The sequence below is a fragment of the Sphingopyxis sp. genome (assembly GCF_035250425.1).
In the GTDB taxonomy this organism is placed as follows: Bacteria; Pseudomonadota; Alphaproteobacteria; order Sphingomonadales; family Sphingomonadaceae; genus Sphingopyxis.
The window spans coordinates 1-3,777 of the sequence record NZ_DATFFD010000201.1 but is presented as its reverse complement, the minus strand read 5'-3'; the positions used below and the strand labels follow the sequence as shown (position 1 = coordinate 3,777).

General features: G+C 67.7%; 3 protein-coding genes. 2 read left to right on the top strand and 1 reads right to left on the bottom strand.

Annotated features, from left to right (window positions below):
* Nucleotides 1–2 precede the first annotated feature (2 nt).
* The gene (locus VJ811_RS12000; RefSeq protein WP_324072605.1) at nucleotides 3–905 is read left to right on the top strand and encodes a DMT family transporter; all 903 of its coding nucleotides are present in this window, start codon (nucleotides 3–5) and stop codon (nucleotides 903–905) included.
* A gap of 164 nt (nucleotides 906–1,069) precedes the next feature.
* Here VJ811_RS12000 and VJ811_RS11995 read toward each other — a convergent pair whose 3' ends face one another.
* The gene (locus tag VJ811_RS11995; protein WP_324072603.1) at nucleotides 1,070–2,017 is read right to left on the bottom strand and encodes an L-threonylcarbamoyladenylate synthase; all 948 of its coding nucleotides are present in this window, start codon (nucleotides 2,015–2,017) and stop codon (nucleotides 1,070–1,072) included.
* A 51-nt stretch (nucleotides 2,018–2,068) separates the two neighbouring features.
* Here VJ811_RS11995 and VJ811_RS11990 point away from each other — a divergent pair.
* Nucleotides 2,069–3,777: acyl-CoA dehydrogenase (locus VJ811_RS11990; protein WP_324072601.1), on the top strand; the 1,709-nt coding region annotated here is incomplete at its 3' end.

Below are 3,777 nucleotides of genomic sequence, written 5' to 3'. Positions count from 1 at the left end.
GCATGCGCCCCGATTCGCCCTCGCCCGTCCTCCCCTTCCTGATCGCATGCGCAGGCATCGCGACCTTTTCGGCGATGGATGTGCTGATGAAGGGGCTGTCGATCGATATCGGCGCCTATAACGCCGTGCTCTGGCGCACCGGCACCGGCACGCTTCTCGCGGGCGCGCTTTATTTTGGGAGCCGCCCCAAATGGCCCGACAAGGCGACGATGCGGATCCACGCCTGGCGCTCGCTGTTCGTCGCGGGGATGGCCTTGAGCTTCTTCTGGGCGCTCGCGCGGCTGCCGATGGCCGAGGCGATCGCGCTCGCCTTTGTCGCGCCGCTGATGGCGCTCTACATGGCCGCGATCTTCCTCGGCGAGAAGATCGGTCCGCGCTCGATCGCGGCGTCGATGCTCGGCCTGTGCGGGGTGATCGTCATTGTCGCGGGGAAACTCGGCGGCAGCGATTATTCGGACGAGGCATTACTCGCCGTCGGCGCGGTGTTCCTCTCCGCCATCTTCTACGCCTACAACCTCATCCTCGCGCGGCGGCAGGCGAAGATGGCCGAACCGATGGAGATCGCCTTTTTCCAGAATTTCTTCGTCGCCGCGATCCTCGCGCTTGGCGCGCCATGGTTCCTCGCGGTCCCCGACGCGAGCCATGCGCCGCACATCCTTGGCGCGGCGATCCTCGCGACCACCTCGCTGCTGCTTTTGAGCTGGGCCTATGCCCGCGCCGAAACGCAGATCCTCGCGACCACGGAATATACGGGTTTCCTGTGGGCGATGCTGTTCGGCTGGTTCTTCTATGATGAGGCGGTGACGCTGCCTACCTTCGCCGGCGCGCTGCTGATCGTCGCCGCCTGCCTGATCGTCGCGCGCAAGGCGCCGCATGGCGACCCGATCGAACCGGCGGCGGCTTAGGAAAATATTTCACGCGAAGACGCGAAGGCGCGAAGATGTCGCATTTGCCGCGAAGCGGCTTTCCCATTCCAACCATGGCGTCGGACGCAACGCCGCATGAGAATGGGGCCTGTCGGCCCGAGCCTTCTTCTTCGCGTCTTCGCGTCTTCGCGTGAAACCAAAATTCACACCGCCGCCCGCGCCAGCCGGTCGTTGATCGCCGCGCCCAGCCCCTCGACCGGAATCGCCGCCACCGCAATCTTCGCCTTCGCGCTCGCCGCCCCCGCGTGCAGCGCATCGAACAGCCGCGCCGCCGCCTCGGTCAAATCACCCGCCGCGCTCAAATCATAATCACCGGCAACCGCGCCGAACCCGATGCCATATTCATCGTCCGCAAACGCACTCGCGCCCAGCCGCACCGGCTTGCCCGGCGCATAATGGCTGGCGAGCATTCCGGGTGCGGCGATCTCCGATCCCTGCACCCCGGTCACCGGCAGGCCCGATGCCTCACCCAGCATTTCGCGCGTCACCGGCCCCGGCCGCAAGACCTCGACCGCGCCGTCCGCCACCCGCGCAATCGTCGATTCGACGCCCGCCGTCGTCGGCCCGTCGTCGATCACCAGCGCGACCCGCCCATCGAGGCTCGCCAGCACATGCTCGGCTTTCGTCGGGCTCACCTTCCCGCTCGCATTCGCGCTCGGCGCAGCAAGCGGCGCGCCGCTCTCCGCCAGCAATGCCTGCATCGCGCGGTGCCCCGGCACCCTCAGCGCAATCGTATCGAGCCCCGCCGTTGCTATGCTCGCCACCGGACAGCCATCGGTACGCGGCACGACCAATGTCAGCGGTCCCGGCCAGAAGCGCGCCGCGAGCGCCCGCTCGACCGCACCGAACGCCCCCAGCCGCTCGGCGGCCGCCAAATCCGGCACATGCACGATCAGCGGATTGAAATCGGGCCGCCCCTTCGCGGCATAGATGCGCGCGACCGCTTGCCGATTGCGCGCATCGGCGGCGAGGCCGTAGACCGTCTCGGTCGGCACGGCGACCGGCTGCCCGCCCGCGATCAGCGCCGCCGCTTCGGCGATAGAAGCGCTATCGAACGCGCGAACAAGAGTGGGCTTTGAGGCTTGGGCCATGCCGCGCTATAGCGCCCGCGCAACGATATTCACCAGCAAAGAACCGCGCCCATGACCTACACGCCGCCCACCACCGAACAACTCTTCGTCTTGAACCATATCGCGCGCATCGACGCGATGGCCGCCCACGACAGATTCGCCGCCGCGACCCCCGACATGGTCGAGGCGATCGTCACCGGCATCGGCGACTTCGCCGCCGAGGTCTACGCCCCGCTCAACCGCGTCGGCGACACGGTCAACCCCAAGTGGGACAATGGCCAGGTGACCATGCCCCCCGGCTTCAAGGACGCGTACAAACAGTTCGTCGAGGCAGGCTGGGGCAGCATCGACGGCCCCGGCGAATATGGCGGACAGGACCTGCCCTTCACGCTCGCGACGGTGGTGATCGAGGCGCTCGGCAGCGCCAACATGGGCTTCTCGCTGTGCAGCATCCTCACCCCCGGCGCGATCCACGCGCTGATGGCCTATGGCACCGAGGAACAGCGTCGGACGTGGCTCCCCAAGCTGATCACCGGCGAGTGGAACGGCACGATGAACCTGACCGAGCCCGCCGCGGGCAGCGACGTCGGCGCGCTGCGCTCGACCGCCGAAAAGGTCACCGAGGGCGAGCATGCCGGCCTCTACCGGATCAAGGGGCAAAAGATCTTCATCACCTTCGGCGAGCATGACCTCACCGACAATATCGTCCACCTCGTCCTCGCGCGCACCCCCGGCGCAAGCGAGGGAACGCGCGGCATTTCGCTGTTCCTCGTCCCCAAATACCGCCTCGATGCGGACGGCAAACCCGCGCACTCGAACGGCGTTCATTGCGCCTCGATCGAGCACAAGCTCGGCATCCACGGCTCGCCGACCGCCGTCATGGTCTATGGCGAGGACGAGGATTGCCTCGGCGAGATTGTCGGCGATGAAATGGGCGGGATGCGCGCGATGTTCGTGATGATGAACAACGCCCGCCTGATGATCGGCTGCCAGGGTATCCAGATCGGCGAACGCGCAACGCAGCAGGCGCAGCGCTTCGCCGCCGAGCGCGTTCAGTCGGCGCTCGCGGGTTCGGCGGACCGCACGCCGGTGACGATCGACCAGCATCCCGACGTCCGCCGCATGCTGTGGCGGATGCGCGCGCAAACCGAAGCCGCGCGTGCGCTGACCTATTATGCCGCGGCGCAGATCGACTTCGGCAAGCTCGGCGACGAAGCCGCCGCGATGCGCGCCGACATATTGATCCCGCTGGTCAAGGCGCACGCGACCGATATCGGCTGCGAGGTCGCAAGTCTCGGCGTCCAGGTCCACGGCGGCATGGGCTTCATCGAGGAAACCGGCGCCGCGCAGCATTATCGCGACGCGCGCATCGCGCCGATCTACGAAGGCACCAACGGCATCCAGGCCGCCGACCTCGTCGGGCGCAAGCTCGGCATGGCGGGAGGCGACCTGGTCCGCGGCCTGATCGACGATATCGCGCACGGCGCCGCCGATTTCCCCGAGCTGCAGCAGCTCGTCGACGCCTGCCGCGCGGTCACCGACTGGATGGTGACGGCGAACACCGGCGACCGGCTCGCGGGCAGCTATCCCTATCTCACGATGCTCGCGACGGCGACGTGCGGCTGGCTGATGGCGATCCAGCACAAGGCGGCGCGCGCGGCGCTCGCAGAGGGCAGCGGCGACGTCGCTTTCCTCGAAGCCAAGATCGCCTCGACGCGCTTCTACCTGCAGCAGATCGTCCCCGCGGCGACCGGCCTCGCCGCCTCGGCGCTCGCCGGCGA